This is a genomic window from Blautia aquisgranensis (assembly GCF_040096615.1).
GTDB classification, from domain to species: Bacteria; Bacillota; Clostridia; order Lachnospirales; family Lachnospiraceae; genus Blautia_A; species Blautia_A aquisgranensis.
The window spans coordinates 78151-98558 of the sequence record NZ_JBBMEJ010000006.1 but is presented as its reverse complement, the minus strand read 5'-3'; the positions used below and the strand labels follow the sequence as shown (position 1 = coordinate 98558).

The following is a 20408-nucleotide window of genomic DNA, read 5'->3' as shown; positions in this document are numbered from 1 at the left end:
TTATGCCACATCAAATCCCAGATTACAACAAAAGATTATATTTTTTTATACCTGGCAATGATCGGGATCGTACCTGCATCCTTCCGGTATAATCCTCGAATCTTCCTTGCAGCCTCCAGTCCATCCATAACCGGCATCATAATGTCCATAAGGATCGCGTCATAAGTTCCGGGCGCGGAAGCTTCAAATTCTTCTACTGCCTCTTGTTCGTTCTGCACAGACACTACTTCTGCCCCTTCCAATTCCAACATACACAGTATAATCTCAAGGTTCAGCTGATTATCCTCTGCAACCAGAAGTCGCATTCCGCTAATATCATGAGACTGTTTCCCCAACACATTCTGCTGCTGTATTGCATCGTGATTGATCTTCAGCGACAGCCGGATCGTAAAAGTCGTCCCCTTTCCAGGCTCGCTTTCAGCCTGTATCGTACTATTCATACCAGTTACGAGCTCTTTTACAATGGACATTCCAAGTCCGGTTCCATAATACTCCGTACGTACACGGTCATCTTCCTGTGTAAAAGGTTTGAAGAGACTTTTTTCCAGAAATTCTCTGCTCATACCGATACCTGTATCCTGTACCTTCAACTCAAACGAAGCATATCTGTCATCACTGTTCAGTTCACTGATATATACGTCAATCGAGCCCTCCGGCTTGTTATAACGCAAAGCATTGCTGATCAGATTCAGGAGAATCCGTCTGAGATGTGCCGGACTTCCAAGCAGGTACGGATGTTGGATATCATAGGACATATGGGATAAAAATTCGCTCTTTGCACGATTGGCCTGCTGCTTCTCCTCATTTGAGCGTTTCAGCTTCTCCTGGTATTCCAGCAGAATATTGATATATTTCTCCTGATAATCGTATACCACCCGGAAAGCGATTACAATAACCAGAAGTACGATAATGCTTATGATAAACGTAACATAAAATATTGCATTATGCTTCAGAACATAAGATAAAGATGTATTTCTGGTAAACTCTGTGATCCATTTATCCTGCAGATGTCCGATTGTTCCATCTAATGACATTTCCTGCAGCGTATTATTCAGATTATCTCGAAGTTCTGACTGATCATCCCGCACTGCAAGAGCAGGATAACTCTTCGCAATGCTCAGTCCTGAGACAAGGTGAAAATCATTCTTCTCTATAATCTTGGTGGCAACCGCACCATGACAGATTCCGTAATCTACCTCTCCGTTTTCCACCGCCTCAAGAATCTCTGTGTTTATCGTATATTCCACATATTTGCACTGCAGATCGTAGGTAGTCTCAATCACAGATCTTGCCATTAATGCCACTTTTTTTCCGGCAAGAGCTGCCGCACTGTCGATCTTTTTCTTTTCATATACACGCAATTCATCGGAGCACACTAGTATCGTCCGCAACGTTCCTTCCATATTGGAAAAAAACTCCCGTCCAGGCAGGACATCCACATCACCATCTGTAAGCATCTTACGGCATCCCATCCAGTTGGAAGTTTCAAAAACCGGCTTCATCCCAAGACGGTTAACTGCTTCTGTCATAACCTCAATGTAAAGTCCGGACAGATCTCCCTCTTTATTAATATAAGAATTCGGACAGAAATCATAGTCCGTTGCGATTTTCAAAACCGGAGCATCCTCTCCATTCATTTTCACCTTCGTTTCCACAACAGGTTCTTTCGAAAAAAATCCATCCGCTCTGTGGTAAACAAAACTGGCACTGCGATTCCCAGCAGAATCAGCAAAGCCAGCACATGGTTTATAATTATACGTGTATTCTTCTTCATGAGGTATCCCTTTTCTGTGTCAGTATACTTTTGCCGGTAAAAATATTGCAGCAAGTGCCTCAAAGCACGGTTTGATACAAAAACGTCAGAACTTCTGCAGTATTTCCATACCGTGCTCGAGGCACTTGACAGTTTTAATTATTTTACAAAATCCGGTTAAAACTTAATCACAACCGGTTCATGAGTAAAGGCGCAAATCGTGGCAGTAGCATTTTTGAAGTAAAATACCTCCGTATTTCCATCATTTGCGGAATACATTTTCTGCAGGCTCGGATAAGCATCCAGCATAGACTGTCTCGCTTCAATACGATCGTCCTCGACCAGTTCACCAGCAACACGAATCCACTCACCACCTTTGAAAGCACAAAGTTCAGCCTTTGGGTTCATGTGCAACTGTTTGGAAACATCCTTCTTCTTACCTGTCTGAATGTAAAGCTTGCCTTCAAAAATATGCGCCGTACCAAATGGGCGAACTCTAGGCTGATCGCCTTCTACCGTTGCCAGATAATATGTTTCTGCTTCTTTTAAAAATTTTTCTACCTGTTCCATGTCCAGGTTCCTTTCTGTAGTTAATTATTCCACCGTAACACTCTTAGCCAGATTTCTAGGCTTATCTACATCCAGTCCTTTGGCTACACTTACATAATATCCAAGTAACTGTAACGGGATGACTGCCAGAGAAGTGGCAAAATGCGGATCCGTCTGCGGAATGTAGACTGTAAAGTCTGCGGTGTCCTCAATGTTATAATTGCCGAAAGTAGTAAGTCCCATAAGATATGCGCCACGGCTCTTACATTCTACCATGTTGCTGACGGTTTTTTCGTAAAGATCCGGCTGGGTCAGCACACCGATCACAAGAGTTCCATCCTCGATCAGAGAGATGGTTCCGTGTTTCAGCTCACCTGCTGCGTACGCTTCAGAGTGAATGTAGCTGATCTCCTTCATCTTAAGGCTGCCTTCCAGACTGATAGCATAGTCGATTCCTCTTCCTACAAAGAAAGCGTCCTTCACATTAGCCTGTTTTGCTGCAAACCACTGGATACGCTCCTTGTCTTCCAGGATTTTGTGTATCTTCTCCGGAAGTGTCTGAAGCTCTGCCAGATAGTTGTCATATGCTTCATCTGTGATCGTTCCGCGTACTTTTGCGAACTGAATCGCAAGGGCATAGGATGCGATCAGCTGTGTGCTGTATGCCTTGGTGGTTGCCACAGAAATTTCCGGGCCTGCCAGTGTATAGAACACATTATCTGCCTCTCGTGCGATGGAGGAGCCTACTACATTGACGATTCCCAGTGTGCGGATCCCTTTTTCCTTACATTTACGAAGAGCTGCAAGGCTGTCTGCTGTCTCACCTGACTGGCTGATGATCACTGCAAGGCTGTTGGTGTTGAGAACCATTTTGCGGTAGCGGAATTCCGATGCCAACTCGACTCTTACCGGAATCTGAGCCAGGTCTTCCAGCACATACTGGGCTGCCATTCCAACATGATAAGCAGAGCCGCAAGCAATAATATAGATCTGCTGGATCTTCTGAATGGCTTCTTCCTCCAGTCCGACCTCTGTCAGATCAATTTTTCCATCTTTAAGCACGGAGTTCAGAGTATCCAGTACTGCTTTCGGCTGCTCGTGAATCTCTTTCATCATGAAATGCTCATAGCCTGCCTTCTCGGCTGCTTCTGCATCCCATTCAATGGTTTTCATTTCTTTCTCGACTTCATCTCCATCCAGGTTGTAAAAAGTGATCTCTCCTTTTTTCACCCGCGCCATCTCCAGATTGCCGATATAATATACATTTCGGGTGTATTTCAGGATTGCCGGTACATCAGAGGCAATATAGGATTCGCCTTCTGCGATACCAAGGATCATCGGGCTGTCTTTTCTGGCTACATAAATCTCGCCTGGATAATCCCTGAACATGATCGCAAGGGCATAGGAACCACGGATACGTACCATGGAATGTGTGATCGCGTCTACCGGTGTTCCCTCATATTTCTTATAATAATAATCTATCAGCTTGACTGCGACTTCTGTATCTGTTTCAGAATAGAATGTATAACCTTTGCGTATGAGCTTATTTTTCAGCTCCTGATAATTCTCAATGATTCCATTGTGAACAGCTACTACATTTCCGTCGTCTGTCACATGCGGATGTGCATTATTCTCAGATGGCTCGCCGTGAGTCGCCCATCTGGTGTGACCGATTCCACAGGTTCCGGCTACAGATTCGCCGTTGTTCGTCTTCTCGGCGAGAACCTTAAGCCTTCCCTTGGCCTTGATCACTTCTGTCTCACCATCGCCGTTACGCACTGCGATTCCGGCGGAGTCATATCCTCTGTATTCCAGTTTTGAAAGTCCATCTAAAAGGATCGGAGCTGCCTGGTGCTTGCCTGTAAATCCTACAATTCCACACATATTGATTCTGTCCTTTCTTTTCTATAAAAAGTATTTTTTCACAAAAGACCGGGCTGCTACATTATATGCAACAGCCCGGTATACGTTTCTGTTATTGCATCATAACCGACTACAGTATAGCACGTGTCAGCTATGGTTGGCAACCTGGTTTTACAGGATTGCCCGCACAACTCTCGGTCTGCAGCCTTCTTTCTCGAGTGCTGCAACAATCTGATTCTTATGATCTGTACCGAATGCTTCCATAGTGATTCTAAGTTCTACAGCTGCATTTCGGTTGGTGCTTACAAACTGGTTGTGATCCAGTTTGATAACATTTCCCTGATTCTCGGCTATGACACTTGCCACACGTACCAGTTCGCCCGGCTTGTCCGGAATGAGAACAGATACGGTAAAGATACGGTCTCTCTGGATCAGTCCGTGCTGTACAACAGAGGACATGGTGATCACATCCATGTTTCCGCCGCTTAAGATGGATACAATCTTCTTATTCTTGACATCCAGATGGCGAAGAGCTGCTACTGTAAGAAGTCCGGAGTTCTCCACGATCATCTTATGGTTCTCTACCATATCCAGGAATGCTACGATCAGCTCGTCATCATCGATAGTGATGATGTCGTCCAGATTCTCCTGAATATATGGGAAGATATTTTTTCCCGGTGTCTGTACTGCAGTACCATCTGCGATAGTGTTTACGTGAGGAAGTGTTACGACCTCACCTTTCTCCAGGGATGCTTTCATGCAGGCTGCCCCTGCCGGCTCAACACCGATAACTTTGATATGCGGATTGAGGAGCTTGGCCAGTGTGGAAACACCGGTTGCAAGTCCGCCACCACCGATTGGAACGAGGATATAATCTACAAGAGGAAGCTCCTGTACAATCTCCATGGCAATGGTTCCCTGTCCTGTTGCAACTGCCGGATCATCGAACGGGTGAATAAATGTATAGCCGTTCTCTTCTGCAAGCTGCAGTGCATGTGCACAGGCTTCATCGTATACATCTCCGTGAAGGATGACCTCTGCACCATAGCTCTTGGTACGCTCCACCTTGATCAGTGGTGTAGTGGTCGGCATAACAATTACTGCCTTCACGCCATATTTATGTGCTGCATAGGCAACACCCTGTGCATGGTTTCCTGCAGATGCTGTAATAAGGCCTTTGTTCCTCTCCTCGTCAGAAAGTGTGCTGATCTTGTAATATGCACCACGTACTTTATATGCACCTGTTCTCTGCATGTTCTCCGGTTTCAGGTAAACTTTATTTCCTGTCATGTCAGAGAAATAGCTGCTGTATATCAGCTTTGTTTCCTGTGTCACTTCTTTTACTTTTGCTGCCGCTTCTTCAAAGCTTTCTAATGTAAGCATTTGTATATTTAGCTCCTTTCTTCTACGTCAAAGAGGGCGTTTACAAATGCGTCTGCGTCAAATTTCTGCAGGTCATCAATACTCTCGCCTACTCCGATGTATTTTACTGGTATGTCAAGCTCAGACTGGATCGCTACTGCAATTCCACCTTTCGCTGTACCATCAAGTTTGGTAAGAATGATTCCGGTTACATTCGCCACCTCTGCAAACTGTCTTGCCTGAGAAAGTGCATTCTGACCTGTGGTTCCGTCAAGAACTACAAGCGTTTCCAGATATGCTTCCGGGTATTCGCGTTCCAGAATACGGTAAATTTTGCGAAGCTCTTCCATAAGGTTCTTCTTATTGTGAAGTCTTCCTGCTGTATCACAGATCAGCACATCAGCATTTCTGGCCTTGGCTGCTGCCACTGCATCGTACACAACAGATGCCGGATCTGCGCCGTCCTGACCGCCGATGATCTCAACACCTGCACGGTTGGCCCACTGTGTCAGCTGCTCACCTGCTGCTGCACGGAAAGTATCCGCTGCTCCAAGGATAACTTTCTTACCCTGGTCTTTCAGCTTGCCGGCCAGTTTGCCTACGGATGTAGTCTTACCTACACCATTGACACCGATCACCAGGATCACGGATTTACGGTTCTCAAACTCATACTCTGTGCTGTCCACACGCATCTGATTCTTGATTCCGTCAATCAGAAGCTGCTTGCACTGAGAAGGCTCCTTGATATGCTGCTCTGCCACCTGTTCTTTCAGATGTTCCAGAATGGAGGTGGTAGCATTGATGCCGATATCTCCCATGATCAGGATCTCTTCCAGCTCTTCATAAAAATCATCATCAATACTGGAATATCCGCTGAAAATGGAATCAAAACCGGCAACGATATTGTCTCGCGTTTTGGTAAGTCCGCTTACCAGACGTTTAAAAAATCCTTTTTTTTCTTCTGCCATACTGATTCATCCCTCTCTGCTACTGGGTAAGCTGGTTCTCCACAAGATCTACAGATACCAGCGTTGATACCCCTTTTTCCTGCATGGTAATTCCATAAAGCCTGTCTGCTGCATTCATGGTACCACGTCTATGTGTTATTATAATAAATTGTGTGTTCTTCGTCAACTTCTGTAAATATCCTGCGAAGCGTCCTACATTGGAATCATCAAGGGCTGCCTCGATCTCATCCAGAAGACAGAACGGTGAAGGCTTTAAGTTCTGGATGGCAAAAAGCAGGGCAATGGCTGTCAGTGCTTTTTCACCACCGGAAAGTTGCATCATGTTCTGGAGTTTTTTACCCGGCGGCTGAGAAATGATCTTGATTCCTGCCTCCAGGATATCCTCATCCTCCGCAAGCTCCAGGGTTCCCCGGCCTCCGCCGAAAAGCTCCTTGAAGGCTTTGTCGAATTCCTTCTGGATCTCCCCGAATTTCTCAGAAAACTGCTTTCGCATTCCTTCATCCAGTTCCTTGATGATCTGTTCCAGCGTTTTTTCTGCCTCCAGAAGATCGTTATACTGACCGTTTAAGAAGGTGTGACGTTCCAGAAGCTCCTTGTAATCCTCAATGGCATTGACATTGACGGAACCAAGGGCGCGGATCTCATTCTTCAGCTTATGGATCTGCTGCTTCATCACATGACGGTCATTCATCTCTTCCTTGCGGTATGTAAGCGCATTGTTCGGTGTGATCTCGTATTCTTCCCACATGTACGCAATGCGTGACTCGCGGTTTTCCTCGATCTTTTCCGCCTGTGTCTTCAGTCGGAAGCATTCTTTATCCAGAAGGCTGATCTGATTGGAAAGCTCATCTCTTTTTTCAAAAAATTCTTTATGATTTTTCGTGCTTTCTTCTTTTTCCTGCTGCATTTTTGCAAGCTGCTTCTCAGACTCTTCTTCTTTTGCTGCAAAGCCCTCGATCTCAGTGCGAACATTTTCGATAGTCTTACGCTTCTCGGCGGTTTCCTGGCTGCCTTTTTCCAAGGAGTCTAGAATCTGCTCCCGCTCCTCTTCCAGAACCTGGATCTCTTCTTTCAGTCGTCGCAGGTTTTCTTTTATGAAGTTTTCTTTCTGCTGGGATGCGGATGCTTCCAGACGGATCTTTTCCAGTCTTTCTGCTGTCTCTGCCTCATCCCGCTTCCAGTCATCCAGTTCCTTCTGGCGGGTCTCGATAAAGGTTTCCAGCTCTTCCTCATCCTTTTTGGAGGCTTCCAGCTCCTGGGTAATGCGGGCATTATCTGCCTGCATGTCTCTTGTCTGATTCCTGATCTCTTCCTGTTCCCGCTCGATTCTTGCGTAACCTCCGCGAATCTCCTCTGCTTTCTTTTCAAGCTGCTCGATGTTCATTCTCGCTGTATTTTGCTGAATGGACTGTTCACGGAGCTTCTGCTGCAGAGCGGAAACCGTATCGCGCATCTCATTTCGTTTCGCACGGTTGTCCTCCAGGGACTGCCTGAATTTATTATACTGTGCTGCCAGCTCTTTGACCTTTTTCTCCAGCTCCTCGATCTCACGGCGACGGCCAAGAAGATTACTGTTGTTCTTAAAAGCACCACCTGTCATAGAACCGCCCGGGCTTAAAGATTCACCCTCCAGCGTTACCATACGGATGCTGTGACGGTATTTCCGGGCAATGGCAATGGCATTGTCAATGTTATCTACGACCAGAACTCTGCCAAGAAGATAGCCGATAAGACCGGCATATTCTTTATCTGCGGTTACAAGACCACTGGCCAGGCCGATAGCTCCCGGTTCATTCAGGGCACCTCTCTGGTTAAAATCCCCTCTTGCTGAAATACTGTTCAGCGGCAGGAACGTAGCACGGCCATAACGGTTCTTTTTCAGAAATTCAATCATCTGCTTGGCTGTCTGCTCATTATCTGTGACAATGTTCTGGATGCTTCCGCCAAGTGCTGTCTCGATGGCGATCTCATAGTTCTTCTCTACGTGAACGATATCTGCCACAACACCGCGGATTCCCGGAACATGTTCCTTCTGTTCCATTACACGGCGAATACTGTTTCCGTAACCGTCATACCGTTCTGTGATATTCCTGAGAGATTCCAGTCTGGAAGCTTCTCTATGATAGTCACGCTGCCCGGTTTCCAGCTGTGCATTCTGCTGCTGCATGGTCTCCTGGAGTGCGTGAATCTCTTTTGTAAGACGGCTGCCCTCCCGGTTGGTTGCGGCAATGGCTCCCGTAATGGAATCGTATTCTTCCTTCGCTATGTTGATGGCAGACTGCTGTTCCTCCTCCTGAGTTTTCAGGGAAAGGATCCTCTGGCTGATTCCAGCTTTCCGGATATCCAGCTGTTCCATCATAGCGTCAAAACGCTGCGCCTTACCTTTTGTGTTGGCACGGGAATTAAGGATCTCAATGATCTCATTCTTTCCGTCCTCCACTGCCTGGGTGCATTCCACGATATTGCTCTGGATATTATCCAGCCGGTCCTGCTCATCTGCAAGACGGTGGCTGGTCTCACGGAGACTGCTCATAAGCTCGGTTCTCTGTTCCTCCAGGGCATCCTTATCCTTCGTCTTCTTCTCTGTGTCCTCCTGGATCGCAGAAAGCCGACTGCGGTAATGGCTGTCATTCTGTTCTCCTGCAAGGATCTGCTCGTGGAGAACGTTGATCTCACCTTCCAGCTGCTGTTTGCGGACAGCACGGTCGCGGCTCTTTTCGCGTAGAAGATCCATCCGTTCATTCAGTTCCTCCAGGGCTTTTTCCAGGCGTTCATATTCATCCCTGGTGCGGCTGTGGGCATCCTGGGCTTCTTTTAACTGATTCTGAGTGATCCTGGTCTTTTCTTCCAGTTCCTTCAGAAGTTCTCCTGTGTGTGCATATTCCAGAAGAAACATGTTCACATCCAGTTCTTTCAGGTTTTCCCGCTTCGCCAGATAGATCTTTGCAGTCTCGGACTGACGTTCCAGTGGCTCCAGCTGCTTGGTAAGCTCACTTAAGATATCTGTAACACGGACAAGATTCTGCTGCTCTTCCTCCAGTTTTTTCAGAGTTGTGTTCTTACGCCGTTTAAACTTGACGATTCCGGCTGCCTCGTCAAAAAGCTCTCTTCGCTCCTCCGGCTTGCCGCTTAAGATCTTGTCGATTTGTCCCTGTCCGATAATGGAATAGCCTTCTTTTCCGATACCTGTATCGTAAAACATCTCATTGATATCCTTCAGACGGCAGGTACTTCCATTGATCCTGTATTCACTCTCTCCGGAGCGATACAGACGTCTGGTGACCGTAACCTCCTCAAAATCCACAGGAAGTTTGTGATCGCTGTTATCCAGCGTGATTGCCACAGACGCAAAACTTAAAGGCTTTCGAAGCTCTGTTCCGGAAAAAATAACATCCTGCATATTTCCGCCACGGAGCTGTTTTGCACTCTGTTCTCCCAGGACCCAGCGTACTGCATCACCAACGTTACTCTTACCACTGCCGTTGGGACCTACGATACCGGTGATACCGTTATGAAATTCAAAATTGATTTTCTGGGCAAAGGATTTAAATCCCTGCACCTCTATATTTTTCAGATACATTGGTCACCTGCTGTTATTTGATCCTGCGGATTGCCTCAAGGGCTGCTGCCTGCTCTGCTGCTTTCTTGGTATGACCGGTTCCTGTTCCCATGCGCTCTCCGTTGATCAGAGCTTCCACTGTGAAGCTCTTGCTGTGATCCGGTCCTTCTTCTTTGAGAAGCCTGTATTCTACCGGATGGTTACCGCCTTCCTGTACCATCTCCTGAAGCACAGTCTTGCTGTCATAAAAAATCCTCTTATCCTCCAGATCGTTAAGGATAAATTTCAGCACAAAGGTCTGTGCCGGCTCAAAACCGCCATCCAGATACATGGCTCCAATCAGGGATTCCAGTGCATCGGATACGATGGAATCACGGTTGCGTCCGCCCATCATCTCCTCACCTCTTCCAAGAAGGATATATTCCGGAAGCCCGAATTCTCTTGCACAGTAGGCAAGGCTTTTCTCACAGACCATGCTGGCGCGCTTCTTGGTCAGCTCGCCTTCCTGATTATTGCGAAATTTTTTGTAAAGGAAATCACTGCTGATCAGCTCCAGCACTGCATCTCCCAGGAATTCCAGACGTTCATTGCACCCCAGCTTTCCAAGGTGTTTCTCATTGGCATAGGAACTGTGTGTCATCGCCTGCTCCAGCAGGGATTTCGCTGTAAACTGATATCCGATGGTCTTTTCCAGATTTTTTAAATTATTTTCCATTTCTGTTTCCCTTCGTTACGCGGCGAAGAGTCTCCACTGCATCACCGACGGTTACGATCTCTTCTGCGTCCTCCTGGTCGATATGAATATCATAGACTTCTTCCAGCTCTATCATGATCTGAAAAAAATCCAGGGAATCGATTCCGAGGTCGTCCACAAAGGTAGTCTTCTCTGTGACCGCATCCAGCTTTCTGTCAAGAATTTTTTCGATTATGTTTTTCAGCATTTCCAGTTCCACGACTGTTCGCCTCCTTTTCTGTCTGTAATCTCTATATATTCTGTTATTTATTTCTCTTCGTTCTTCGCAGCTTCCTGTGCCTTCTGCTCTGCAGCAAGAAACTCTTCTATCTTCTCGTTAATCTTCTCTTCTTTAAACTGTTCGCACTGGAAGATCGCATGACGGATCTCAACGCTCTTGGCACTTCCATGGCTCTTTACCACAAGTCCTTTGAGACCGAGAAGCGGTGCGCCGCCGTACTCGCTGGCATCAAAAGCTTTGAGTGTTTTTTTCAGCGCCGGTTTTACCATAAGCGCACCCATCTTGCTTCGAAAATCGGACATCATACCCTTTTTGATCATGGACATCATAGTAGCGCCTACACCCTCATAAAGCTTGAGGATCACGTTTCCTACAAAAGCCTCGCAGACAACAACATCCGCATAACCTGCCGGGATATCCCTGGCTTCAATGCTTCCGATGAAATTGATATCCTTGCATACTTTCAGAAGAGGAAAGGTTGCCTTAACCAGTGCGTTGCCTTTTTCTTCTTCTGCACCGTTGTTGACAATGGCTACTCTCGGTTTCTTAATACCCACAACGTTCTCCATGTAAATAGAACCCATCTGTGCGAACTGTACCAGATGATTCGGTCTGGCATCTACATTAGCTCCGCAGTCGATGAGAAGGGAAACTCCCTTTGCGGTAGGGATCAGCGGGGCAAGGGGTGGTCTCTGGATTCCTTTGATACGGCCTACAATCACCTGGCCTCCAACCAATACAGCACCTGTACTTCCTGATGAAACAAATGCGTCTGCTTCCTGCTTCTTTACAAGATTTAATCCCACAACAATAGAGGAATCCTTCTTTTTCTGAATTGCCATTACCGGCGGCTCTGCTGTCTCGATCACCTGAGATGCATGTATTACCTGGATCCTGTCCTTGGGATAATCCGGATATTTCTTAAGCTCAGCCTCGATCACATCCTGCACTCCTGTGAGGATAACCTTGATGTTCTGTTTTTCTTTTACAGCCTCCACTGCTGCTTTGACCGGCTCCACCGGAGCATTGTCACCGCCCATTGCGTCTACAACGACTCTTACCATTTCTGCCATATTTTAGTTTTCCTTTCTGTGTCCGAAAACCTTTTCGGACGCCATACGGTACACTGTAGTGAAAATCCTCAGACTTTTGTTTTTTATCCCTGTACAAGGATTTTCACTGCAGAGCACCGGTTTTTACGTACCATTTCTTATGATACTAGAATTTCGCCTGAGAAGTCAATATCTTTCGCATAAACCGTATAAAAACGGAGGACCGAAGCCCTCCTCTATTCGTTCTGCTCTTCAATTTTTTCTGCAAGATCGTTCAGGTATACCCAGCGGTCCATTTTCTCATCCAGCTTCTGCTGTGTAACTTTCTGTTCCTCAGACAGTTCCTTAAGCTTTCCTGCATTGGTGGCATTAGCTGCCATTTCTTTATCGATCTCTTCCAAGCGCTGTTCCAGTGCCGCGATATCATCGTCGATGGTCTCGAATTCCTTCTGTTCCTTGTATGTAAATTTCAGCTTCTGTTTCCGGTTCTGCTTCCAGGTGTCCATGGAAGATTTTTTGTTCTCCAGCTGCTTCGTCTCCTCCCGCACACTGCCCGGCATGTCCGCACGAGTTTCCAAAGACTGTCCTTTCCGGGCCTTTGCCTCCAGATAATCGGTGTAGCCACCCTCATACTGGACAAGTCTTCCATCACTTTCAAAAGCCATGATCCGGTTCACCACATTATCAAGGAAATACCTGTCATGGGAAACGGTAATCACGATTCCGGAGAAAGAATCCAGATAGTCCTCAAGAATCGTCATAGTCGGGATATCCAGATCGTTTCCCGGCTCATCCAGAAGAAGCACGTTCGGTGCTTCCATAAGCACCTTCAGAAGATACAGTCTTCGCTTCTCACCTCCGGAAAGCTTCTCCACCGGCGTATACTGCATAGCCGGGTCAAAAAGAAATCTCTCAAGCATCTGGGACGCTGTGATCCTGCCCTCTCTCGTCGGAACATATTCCGCCACATCGCGGATGTAATCGATCACTCGCTGTCTTCCGTCCATATCCGGAACATTCTGGGCAAGATAGCCAATCTTGATCGTCTCCCCGATCTGGATCTCACCGGAATCCGGAGCTACCATCCCTTCTACCATCTTGAGAAGTGTGGATTTTCCGCAGCCGTTTGGACCGATGATTCCAAGACGCTGGTTTCGAAGTACAATATAATCAAAATCATTGATCAGAAGGCGTCCCTCGATGGATTTACTTACATGATGGAACTCTATCGTTTTTTTGCCCATGCGTGTCTCAATGGAATCCATCTCCACGCTTGCATCCTTCTGCGGTGTTTTTCCCGCCTTGAGGGCTTCCAGACGCTCCAGTCTTGCTCTCTGCTTGGTACTTCTGGCACGGCAGCCTCTTGCCGCCCATTCCAGCTCCATACGCAGCACACTGCGGCGTTTTCGGTCACTGGCAAGCTCCATTTCCTCACGCTGAGCCTTCAACTCCAGGAATTGGGAGTAGTCTCCTGCATAGGAATATAATTTTCCGTGGCTGATCTCCATGATTCGGTTAGCCACGCGATCCAGGAAATAACGGTCATGTGTTACCATGATCACGGTTCCGCGGAAAACGCGAAGAAAATCCTCCAGCCAGGTAACCATCTCGCTGTCCAGGTGGTTAGTTGGCTCATCCAGAATCAGGATATCTGCCGGATTGAGAAGCATTCTGGCCAGTGCTACTCTCTTCTTCTCACCACCGGAAAGATTGTCCATATTGATGTTCTGGTCTGTGATCCCCAGAGAGTTCAGCATACGTCTTGCCTCACTCTCTGTACTCCAGTCTTTCTGCCATTTTCCTTCTGCTACATAGTCCAGAATAGTCATATGCTGTGGAAATTCCGGTGTCTGTGGCAACCAGCTGATGCGGATTCCGTTCTGAGTGATCACCTGTCCCTCATCCGGCTCTTCTTCTCCTGCGATCACGCGGAGCAGCGTTGTTTTGCCGGTTCCGTTTACACCGATGATTCCGATCTTTTCTCCCTGGGCGATGCCGCAGGAAATATCATCAAAGATCACCTTATCTCCAAAAATCTTGTGAATATGCTCTATGTTAAGGATGTTCATTTCTTTTTTTCTCCGTTTTTCATTTGTTCTTTCCCAATCATAGCGAATTTCTTCTGCTCCGTCAAGAATTACTGTTCGTTTCACAGGCATCACGCATTGCAGTGGACAGAAAAAACGGCTGCTCTTTGTTTTGAAAGATACAGCCGCTTTTTTGGGGGTGTCTGAATTTTGTTAATAGTTTCTGGTGTCGCCAGTTTTTTGCTTTTCCCTTTCGTATATCTACCGCCTTTCTCTTTTTGATGACACTATCTTAAAAAATTTTTCAGCAAATGACAACAGACATGTGACGAAATGACGGTTTCCGTGAAATATAGCACCTTTTCCTCTTATAAAAAGTATGATATACTCCCATTACATTCTATTTTTGACATTTTTATGTAACCTGGAGGTATATGAATTTGAATATTGCGATCGTTGATGATATTGCAGCTGACGCTGCACTGTTGAAACAGATTATAACTTCCTTTTTTGAAGAAAAACAGCTTCTGACTGATATCCGGTATTTTTCCAGTGCAGAAGCTTTTTTTGCTGCTTATGAGCCGGATTTCTTTCAGCTCGTTTTTCTGGATATCTACATGAACGGAATGACCGGAATGGATGCTGCACACAGAATTCGCAACGCATCTGATCACTGCAGCCTCGTTTTCGTTACCACAAGTCCTGATTTTGCCGTGGAAAGCTACGATGTAAAGGCCTCCTATTATCTTTTGAAGCCATTTCAGCCAGAAAAGCTGTATCAGATCCTGGATTCCTTTCAGCTAAAGGCCACGCAGGAAGACCGGTATATCGAAGTTATCTCCGACAGGGTTCCTGTGCGCGTTCCTCTTCATAGTATCCTGTACGCCGATACCTTTCGCAATGCTGTATGTCTTCACACAGTTTCCGGTCCGATTCGTTCTTATCTAACTTTTCACAGTTTTGAAACCACGATCCAGGACTGTCATAATTTTCTGTCCTGTTACCGCGGCTGTATCGTCAATATGGACCACATTCAGGAAGTTACCGAGAATGGCTTTCTCATGGATAACGGTGAAACCGTCCAGATTCGCAAACGCGGCTCAGCCACTATACGCAAAGCATATCTTCAGTATCTTTTTTCGTCAGACAAAGAAAGATCTCTGCTCTGAAAATTCCTTCCTCTGCCCGGAAGTCAGCAAGGCCGCCATAACGCGCTGCGATCTCCGAAATAGATGCCGTTCCTATTCCCAGCCCTGCATGCTTTCCAGAAAAGATTCCGGCTCTGCTTTTTCGCAGAAAGTCCGTACAGCTGTTCTCCTCTACAATAAGAAGCTTATTATTTCTGGCACTGATCTGCAGATGTATGAATCTGGGCTTCTTTTCCTGGCAGCTTTCTGCAGCTTCCACTGCATTTTCCAGTAAATTTCCAAAAAGCCGGCAGAAATCCGTATCTTTGATACCCGTCTGTTCTGGTGCTTCCACCCTGCACTGAAAAGAGATTCCTTTTTCCCTACATACTTCTTCATAGTAGTGAAGAATCGCATCCGTCACCTGATTTTTACAGTAGGATCGGTAAGTCAGCTTTTCCTGGAATTCCCTGGTATAGCGATAAAGATACATCTGCATGTCCTCATATTGCTCCCGTTCCAGAAGAGTTGCCAACAGCCGGAGATGCTGGCGCATGTCATGCCGGACACGATTTGTTTCTTCCATCTGGGCTTTCAGCTTTTCATAATGCTTTTTCTGGGCCAGAAGCCGAAGCTCTGTCTGCTGACTGTATACCTCATACGTCAGCCGGATTCTGTATGCGGTTGCAAGATCTTTCCACAACACACAGGCAAAAGCAATGATCAGTATGATACCGCCCATTTCCGGAAACCATCCTCCCACGATCGGTTCATAAAGATGCCAGATTCTGTCTGCGGTAAGCGAACAGGCATAAACCGTACTTCCCACCAGCACGATCTTTCCATATTCCCGATCCGTCTCTCCGAAAGTATTCACCAGCATATAGATCGCAGCGATCCATTTGATCGTTTCCCCGATCCATGAAACATCATAAAAAATACCTGCTCTCGCAAAAGCTCCTGCAAAATTTTCCAGAATGAAATCTGCTATGATCCACAAATTGATAAGCAGTGGAAGAAATCTCTCCTGTTTTTTCTCCATAATACAGTTTTCCAGCCATATCATCCCGGAAAGAATCAGATAATAGGTAAGATTCTCCAGGGCATGCCAGGGCTGGACCGAAAGCTGAAAAAAGCTGCGTAGCAGAGGATATATGGTATAACCGATCACACAAAGACATACCAGCACAAAAATTCCAAATTCCCGGTTACGGGTATATAGATGTATTGCCAGAACACCCAGCATAACACAAAAACAGATAGACAGAGCAATGCCCGTGAGCAATATCTGCACCTCTCTCTGTATGTTTACCAGGACTGGTGATCCAAAAACCGGTATATACTGAATCCCCGATTTCATATATTTTCTGTCAGCCGCTGTTATAACAATCTCTACCATTCCGGAAGCCCGAAAAGTAAACATCCGGTTCATACTTTTTCCTATGTAATTGTTTTTATCCGGATTTCCCACTTCGCCTACCAGCTCCCCATTGATATAAATACGGTATGCTGAGAAAACCTCCATCATAGAAATTGCCCAGGTCTGCTCCTTTTTCGGCAGAGTGATCAGCATTCGGTAAGTCCCGAAACTGTAATCAGATTTTTCCTGTTTTCCAGGCTCCATCTCCTTGTATTCTCCTATGTAGATATAGCGGCTGTGATATCCCGGATTTTTCTCCAGCATCTGTGGTGTCAGAAGATATCCTGGAAAATACTGCCATTCACTGGAAAGATAATGAAGCTTATTATATGCACTTTCTTCATTAAGGCAAAGAATTCCCTGGATCGGCTGCTCTCCTTTTGCTGTATACTCATTATTAAACTGATATAACAGAAAAAACCATGTCATAGACAGGATAACGACAATTCCGAAGATAATTGACCATTGTCTATTTTTCTTCTTTATGACCGTCACCCCATTTCCCGCTTCTGCTGTTAATTCCTGCTGCCACACCCACTGTAATGATCATTACCATCTGCACAAAAGGTCTCTGTTTCTCAAAAATATGCCGGCTTCTGACAGAAAAAATCCCGGTTTCGTCTGTCCAGAGCATGAGAGTCCCCTTCTTGTTGTCAAGAAAGAGCTTCGGATGATCACCTTTTCCATCCGTTATTCTTATAGTCGCAGCATTTTCATAAGGAAAAACTTCCTTTACAGAAAAAACGATCCGACTGCCTGGGATATCTTTAATTTCCTGATTTCCTTTATATATTTTTATTTCCCAGGCATAACTGGAATTTTTACGGATCAGCACCTGCACAGTTTCTTTATCCTCTACTTTCCAGCTGCGAACAACTTTCTCCGGTATTTCCAAACTGATACCGGCTTTTTCAAAACAAATATATTCTCCCGTGTATTCCAGCATGATCTTCAGTCTTTTTCCACTGATCACCGTCCATTTATCCGTAACAATCTCCGTTGGTTCTTCTGATTTTTGCTGACCAGATTCCACAACGGTGGCAGTTTCAGCCTTTGCCGTTTTTATTCTGCCGCCAAAAAAGAAAAGCAGTCCTGTTCCCAGAAACAGCAATCTTTTTCCATAATGTATTGTTCTTTTCAGTCTGTACATTCTTTCATCCTCCTTTTCCTGCCTGTTTATATCACCAGGGCGGTTGTTTTTCCTGACTAGTCCTTAAGGATTCGAATTGTTCTGTCAGATGTTTTATTTTCAGAATACCGTTTTTTATGCAATTCTTCAATTAGTCCGAGATAATTCGATATTTATCGAAAAAAATGGAGCTTCTGTTCACAGTAAAAACTATGAACAGAAGCTCTGTTAATATAAAATATTCTGTTAAAGATTCTTTTTCATACCCGGAAAACGCTGGAAATAATAGATTACAAACAATACAGCTGTGATCACCCAGGATACCGGATAGCTTAACATGATGCTGTTGATACCCGGATGTAAAGTTACATATCCGAACAGCCAGAGTATACGCAGCAGACAGACTCCGCCACAGGTCAGTATCATCGGTATCAGTACTCTTCCTGCACCTCGAAGTGCACCGGAGAGAATCCCGATCACAACGTAAAGTGCGTAGGACGGAATCAGAAAACGGATCATATGAACACCTATGTCCACAACTCCCTGATCCGTAGTAAACAAACGATAGATTGGTTCCGCAAACAGGATGATGCTTCCGCTGACGATAAAAGCGGTAATATATGCCATGATCATACAGATGCGTACACTTTTTCGCATGCGGTGGTATTTTCCGGCACCATAATTCTGTCCCACAAAGGTGGTAATTGAAATGGCAAATGCATTGCATACCATCCAGAATACCGCGTCGATCTTTCCAAGGGTTCCCCAGGCTGCAACCGTATCGGTTCCAAGTTCATTAACAAAAATCTGGATCGTCAGATTGGCAATGTTATACATAACTGATTCCAGACCTGCCGGAAGTCCGATTCGAAGAACCGCCTTCAGGGAATGAGGGTCAAAACGGATCTCGTGAAATTCCAGGCGGTAAATATCATTGGCTTTCATCAGGAACCAGGTCACAAGGATCGCACTCACTGCCTGGCAGCTTACTGTTGCAAGTGCAACACCGAGTACTCCCATGTGGAAGATCACTACAAAGATCACATCCAGTAAAATATTCAGAAGACAGGTAATGATCAGTACATAGAGTGGTCTTTTGGAATCACCGACAGATCTTAAAATACTGGATACCATATTGTAGACCAGGTTAAAAAAAGTTCCTGCAAAATAAATGTGCAGATAAAGTACAGAATCCGGGATTACTTCTGCCGGTGTTTTCATAAGTCTCAGGATAGGTTCTGAAAGCACAAAGCCGGATGCACCGACAATGATACTTGCTGCCAGACAGAAGATCATGGATGTATGAAGTGCTTTTTTAAGGTTTTTGCTGTCCTTCGCCCCATAAAACTGCGAAATCACAACCGCTGCTCCGGAGCATAATCCCACGAAGAATCCAACGATCAGGTTGACGATCATACTGGATGATCCACCTACAGCAGCCAGTGCCTCTTTTCCAACAAAACGTCCTACAACTACCGTATCCGCAGTATTGTAGATCTGCTGAAACAGCGTTCCGAACAGAATTGGAAAAAAGAAAAATAACAGCTGTTTCCAGATCACTCCTTCCGTGATCTGATTCACACCGGCAGTATTTTCTTTCTTTAAATTTCTTTTCATATTTTTTTGATTTCCTCTTCCCCTCATTATATAGACTGGTTTTTGAAGTATAGGAAAGAATCCTGCCCGGAGGGCTTTTTTATGTCATTGGAACATTACGGAGTAATTTTCTATGACATAAAAAAAAGCCGGTATACCGTAGCATACCAGACTCTTTTCTACATCGCATAAGATTGAAGATTAGTCCTCAACTTTGATGATTTCCTTCTTATTGTAGCTTCCGCAAGCCTTGCATACTCTGTGCGGCATCATAAGAGCTCCACATTTGCTGCATTTAACAAGGTTCATAGCGCTCATTTTCCAGTTCGCTCTTCTCTTGTCACGTCTAGCTTTGGAAGATTTGTTCTTAGGACAAATGGACATAGGTTACACCTCCTTAAATTTACTGAATATATCACTGATAGCTGCCATGCGGGGATCCTTAGGCTCCTCCTTGCATCCGCAGGGACCTTCATTCAGGTTCTTCCCGCAGCGGCTGCAGATACCTTTACAGTCTTCTCTACATAAGACCTTCAAAGGCCAGCATATCAATACCTCAAGATAGACCAACCGGTCCACATCCAGGTTCATACCTGTGAGATAGCTGCTCTCATCCAGATCATCGACTCTCTCTTCATCTGAAAGCTTCATGTCAAGCTTCTTCTTAAATTCCAGTGGTATCTCCACAGCTACTGTCTCAAGACAGCGATCACATGGGATTCCTACTGTGATCTTACCGGTTCCTGTAAGCTCAAGAACCTTGTCACCGGTATTGGTGATCGTAAGCTCAAACGGTTCTTTCGAAAGTACCGGAAAACTTCCCATCTGAAAGTCAATTTTCTCCAGTTCCGGAGTAACGGTCTCATGGATCGTCTTACCATCACAGGAAGAAATGTCTAATAAATGAATCTGCATAAGTCTCTCCTATCCACACTCAATCTATTATACATATGGTCTTGTGATTTGTCAACGTTATTTTTGAGAAAATATTGCAATTTTTTTATTTTTTCATTTCTGTGGGCAATACCG

At 45.4% G+C, this 20408-nt stretch carries 16 protein-coding genes; 1 reads left to right on the top strand and 15 read right to left on the bottom strand.

The genetic code is table 11. The annotated features are described in order from the left end of the window. Positions 1-35: 35 nt before the first annotated feature. The 10 genes from WMO28_RS06655 to WMO28_RS06610 form a co-directional block, all read right to left on the bottom strand. Complete coding sequence (locus tag WMO28_RS06655; protein WP_349056454.1) at positions 36-1637, bottom strand: ATP-binding protein; 1602 nt, start codon at positions 1635-1637, stop codon at positions 36-38. Between the two features lie 293 nt (positions 1638-1930). Continuing rightward, on the bottom strand, positions 1931-2323 hold the full coding sequence (locus tag WMO28_RS06650; protein ID WP_178645254.1) for a pyridoxamine 5'-phosphate oxidase family protein: 393 nt from the start codon (positions 2321-2323) through the stop codon (positions 1931-1933). A 24-nt stretch (positions 2324-2347) separates the two neighbouring features. Then, the gene (glmS, locus tag WMO28_RS06645; RefSeq protein WP_178645253.1) at positions 2348-4186 is read right to left on the bottom strand and encodes a glutamine--fructose-6-phosphate transaminase (isomerizing); all 1839 of its coding nucleotides are present in this window, start codon (positions 4184-4186) and stop codon (positions 2348-2350) included. Positions 4187-4336: 150 nt separating this feature from the next. Further along, entirely contained in the window at positions 4337-5548 is a 1212-nt protein-coding gene (ilvA, locus tag WMO28_RS06640) for a threonine ammonia-lyase (protein WP_178645252.1), read from the bottom strand. A gap of 8 nt (positions 5549-5556) precedes the next feature. Beyond that, positions 5557-6495 (bottom strand): signal recognition particle-docking protein FtsY, encoded by a 939-nt coding sequence (gene ftsY / locus WMO28_RS06635; RefSeq protein ID WP_178645251.1) that lies wholly within the window; start codon positions 6493-6495, stop codon positions 5557-5559. Between the two features lie 19 nt (positions 6496-6514). Then, the gene (smc, locus tag WMO28_RS06630; protein ID WP_178645250.1) at positions 6515-10075 is read right to left on the bottom strand and encodes a chromosome segregation protein SMC; all 3561 of its coding nucleotides are present in this window, start codon (positions 10073-10075) and stop codon (positions 6515-6517) included. Between the two features lie 13 nt (positions 10076-10088). After that, positions 10089-10769: a ribonuclease III gene (gene rnc, locus WMO28_RS06625; protein WP_178645249.1), complete on the bottom strand. Its 681-nt coding sequence runs from the start codon at positions 10767-10769 to the stop codon at positions 10089-10091. Beyond that, complete coding sequence (locus tag WMO28_RS06620; RefSeq protein WP_349056453.1) at positions 10759-11007, bottom strand: acyl carrier protein; 249 nt, start codon at positions 11005-11007, stop codon at positions 10759-10761. The genes rnc and WMO28_RS06620 overlap by 11 nt, the downstream gene beginning before the upstream one ends. A gap of 47 nt (positions 11008-11054) precedes the next feature. Further along, positions 11055-12101, bottom strand: a complete 1047-nt coding sequence (gene plsX, locus WMO28_RS06615; protein WP_178642370.1) for a phosphate acyltransferase PlsX — start codon at positions 12099-12101, stop codon at positions 11055-11057. 215 nt (positions 12102-12316) lie between these two features. Further along, positions 12317-14149: an ABC-F family ATP-binding cassette domain-containing protein gene (locus tag WMO28_RS06610; RefSeq protein WP_349056522.1), complete on the bottom strand. Its 1833-nt coding sequence runs from the start codon at positions 14147-14149 to the stop codon at positions 12317-12319. Between the two features lie 398 nt (positions 14150-14547). Here WMO28_RS06610 and WMO28_RS06605 point away from each other — a divergent pair, with 398 nt between their 5' ends. Next, positions 14548-15276: a LytR/AlgR family response regulator transcription factor gene (locus tag WMO28_RS06605; RefSeq protein WP_349056452.1), complete on the top strand. Its 729-nt coding sequence runs from the start codon at positions 14548-14550 to the stop codon at positions 15274-15276. On the opposite strand, the gene WMO28_RS06600 is transcribed toward WMO28_RS06605, so the two are convergent. From WMO28_RS06600 to WMO28_RS06580, 5 genes are all read right to left on the bottom strand, one after another. Continuing rightward, positions 15215-17149 carry a GHKL domain-containing protein gene (locus tag WMO28_RS06600; protein WP_349056451.1) on the bottom strand — a complete coding sequence of 645 codons (1935 nt, stop codon included), beginning with the start codon at positions 17147-17149 and terminating at the stop codon, positions 15215-15217. The two genes, WMO28_RS06605 and WMO28_RS06600, sit on opposite strands and share 62 nt — an antisense overlap. Then, a complete protein-coding gene (locus tag WMO28_RS06595) occupies positions 17124-17804 on the bottom strand; it encodes a hypothetical protein (RefSeq protein ID WP_349056450.1) in 681 nt (226 codons plus the stop codon). Before WMO28_RS06595 ends, WMO28_RS06600 begins: the two co-directional genes overlap by 26 nt. Before the next feature lie 225 nt (positions 17805-18029). Beyond that, positions 18030-19400: an MATE family efflux transporter gene (locus WMO28_RS06590; RefSeq protein ID WP_349056449.1), complete on the bottom strand. Its 1371-nt coding sequence runs from the start codon at positions 19398-19400 to the stop codon at positions 18030-18032. Between the two features lie 180 nt (positions 19401-19580). Further along, positions 19581-19763, bottom strand: coding sequence for a 50S ribosomal protein L32 (gene rpmF, locus WMO28_RS06585; protein WP_015525241.1), 183 nt, complete (start codon positions 19761-19763; stop codon positions 19581-19583). Positions 19764-19766: 3 nt separating this feature from the next. Then, entirely contained in the window at positions 19767-20294 is a 528-nt protein-coding gene (locus WMO28_RS06580) for a YceD family protein (RefSeq protein WP_349056448.1), read from the bottom strand. Positions 20295-20408 lie beyond the last annotated feature (114 nt).

Coding starts and splice junctions, on each gene's coding strand:
- WMO28_RS06655 (WP_349056454.1), bottom strand. CDS start 1,637: ATGAATGGAGAGGATGCTCCGGTTTTGAAAATCGCAACGGACTATGAT.
- WMO28_RS06650 (WP_178645254.1), bottom strand. CDS start 2,323: ATGGAACAGGTAGAAAAATTTTTAAAAGAAGCAGAAACATATTATCTG.
- glmS (WP_178645253.1), bottom strand. CDS start 4,186: ATGTGTGGAATTGTAGGATTTACAGGCAAGCACCAGGCAGCTCCGATC.
- ilvA (WP_178645252.1), bottom strand. CDS start 5,548: ATGCTTACATTAGAAAGCTTTGAAGAAGCGGCAGCAAAAGTAAAAGAA.
- ftsY (WP_178645251.1), bottom strand. CDS start 6,495: ATGGCAGAAGAAAAAAAAGGATTTTTTAAACGTCTGGTAAGCGGACTT.
- smc (WP_178645250.1), bottom strand. CDS start 10,075: ATGTATCTGAAAAATATAGAGGTGCAGGGATTTAAATCCTTTGCCCAG.
- rnc (WP_178645249.1), bottom strand. CDS start 10,769: ATGGAAAATAATTTAAAAAATCTGGAAAAGACCATCGGATATCAGTTT.
- plsX (WP_178642370.1), bottom strand. CDS start 12,101: ATGGCAGAAATGGTAAGAGTCGTTGTAGACGCAATGGGCGGTGACAAT.
- WMO28_RS06610 (WP_349056522.1), bottom strand. CDS start 14,149: ATGAACATCCTTAACATAGAGCATATTCACAAGATTTTTGGAGATAAG.
- WMO28_RS06595 (WP_349056450.1), bottom strand. CDS start 17,804: ATGTACAGACTGAAAAGAACAATACATTATGGAAAAAGATTGCTGTTT.
- WMO28_RS06590 (WP_349056449.1), bottom strand. CDS start 19,400: ATGAAAAGAAATTTAAAGAAAGAAAATACTGCCGGTGTGAATCAGATC.
- rpmF (WP_015525241.1), bottom strand. CDS start 19,763: ATGTCCATTTGTCCTAAGAACAAATCTTCCAAAGCTAGACGTGACAAG.
- WMO28_RS06580 (WP_349056448.1), bottom strand. CDS start 20,294: ATGCAGATTCATTTATTAGACATTTCTTCCTGTGATGGTAAGACGATC.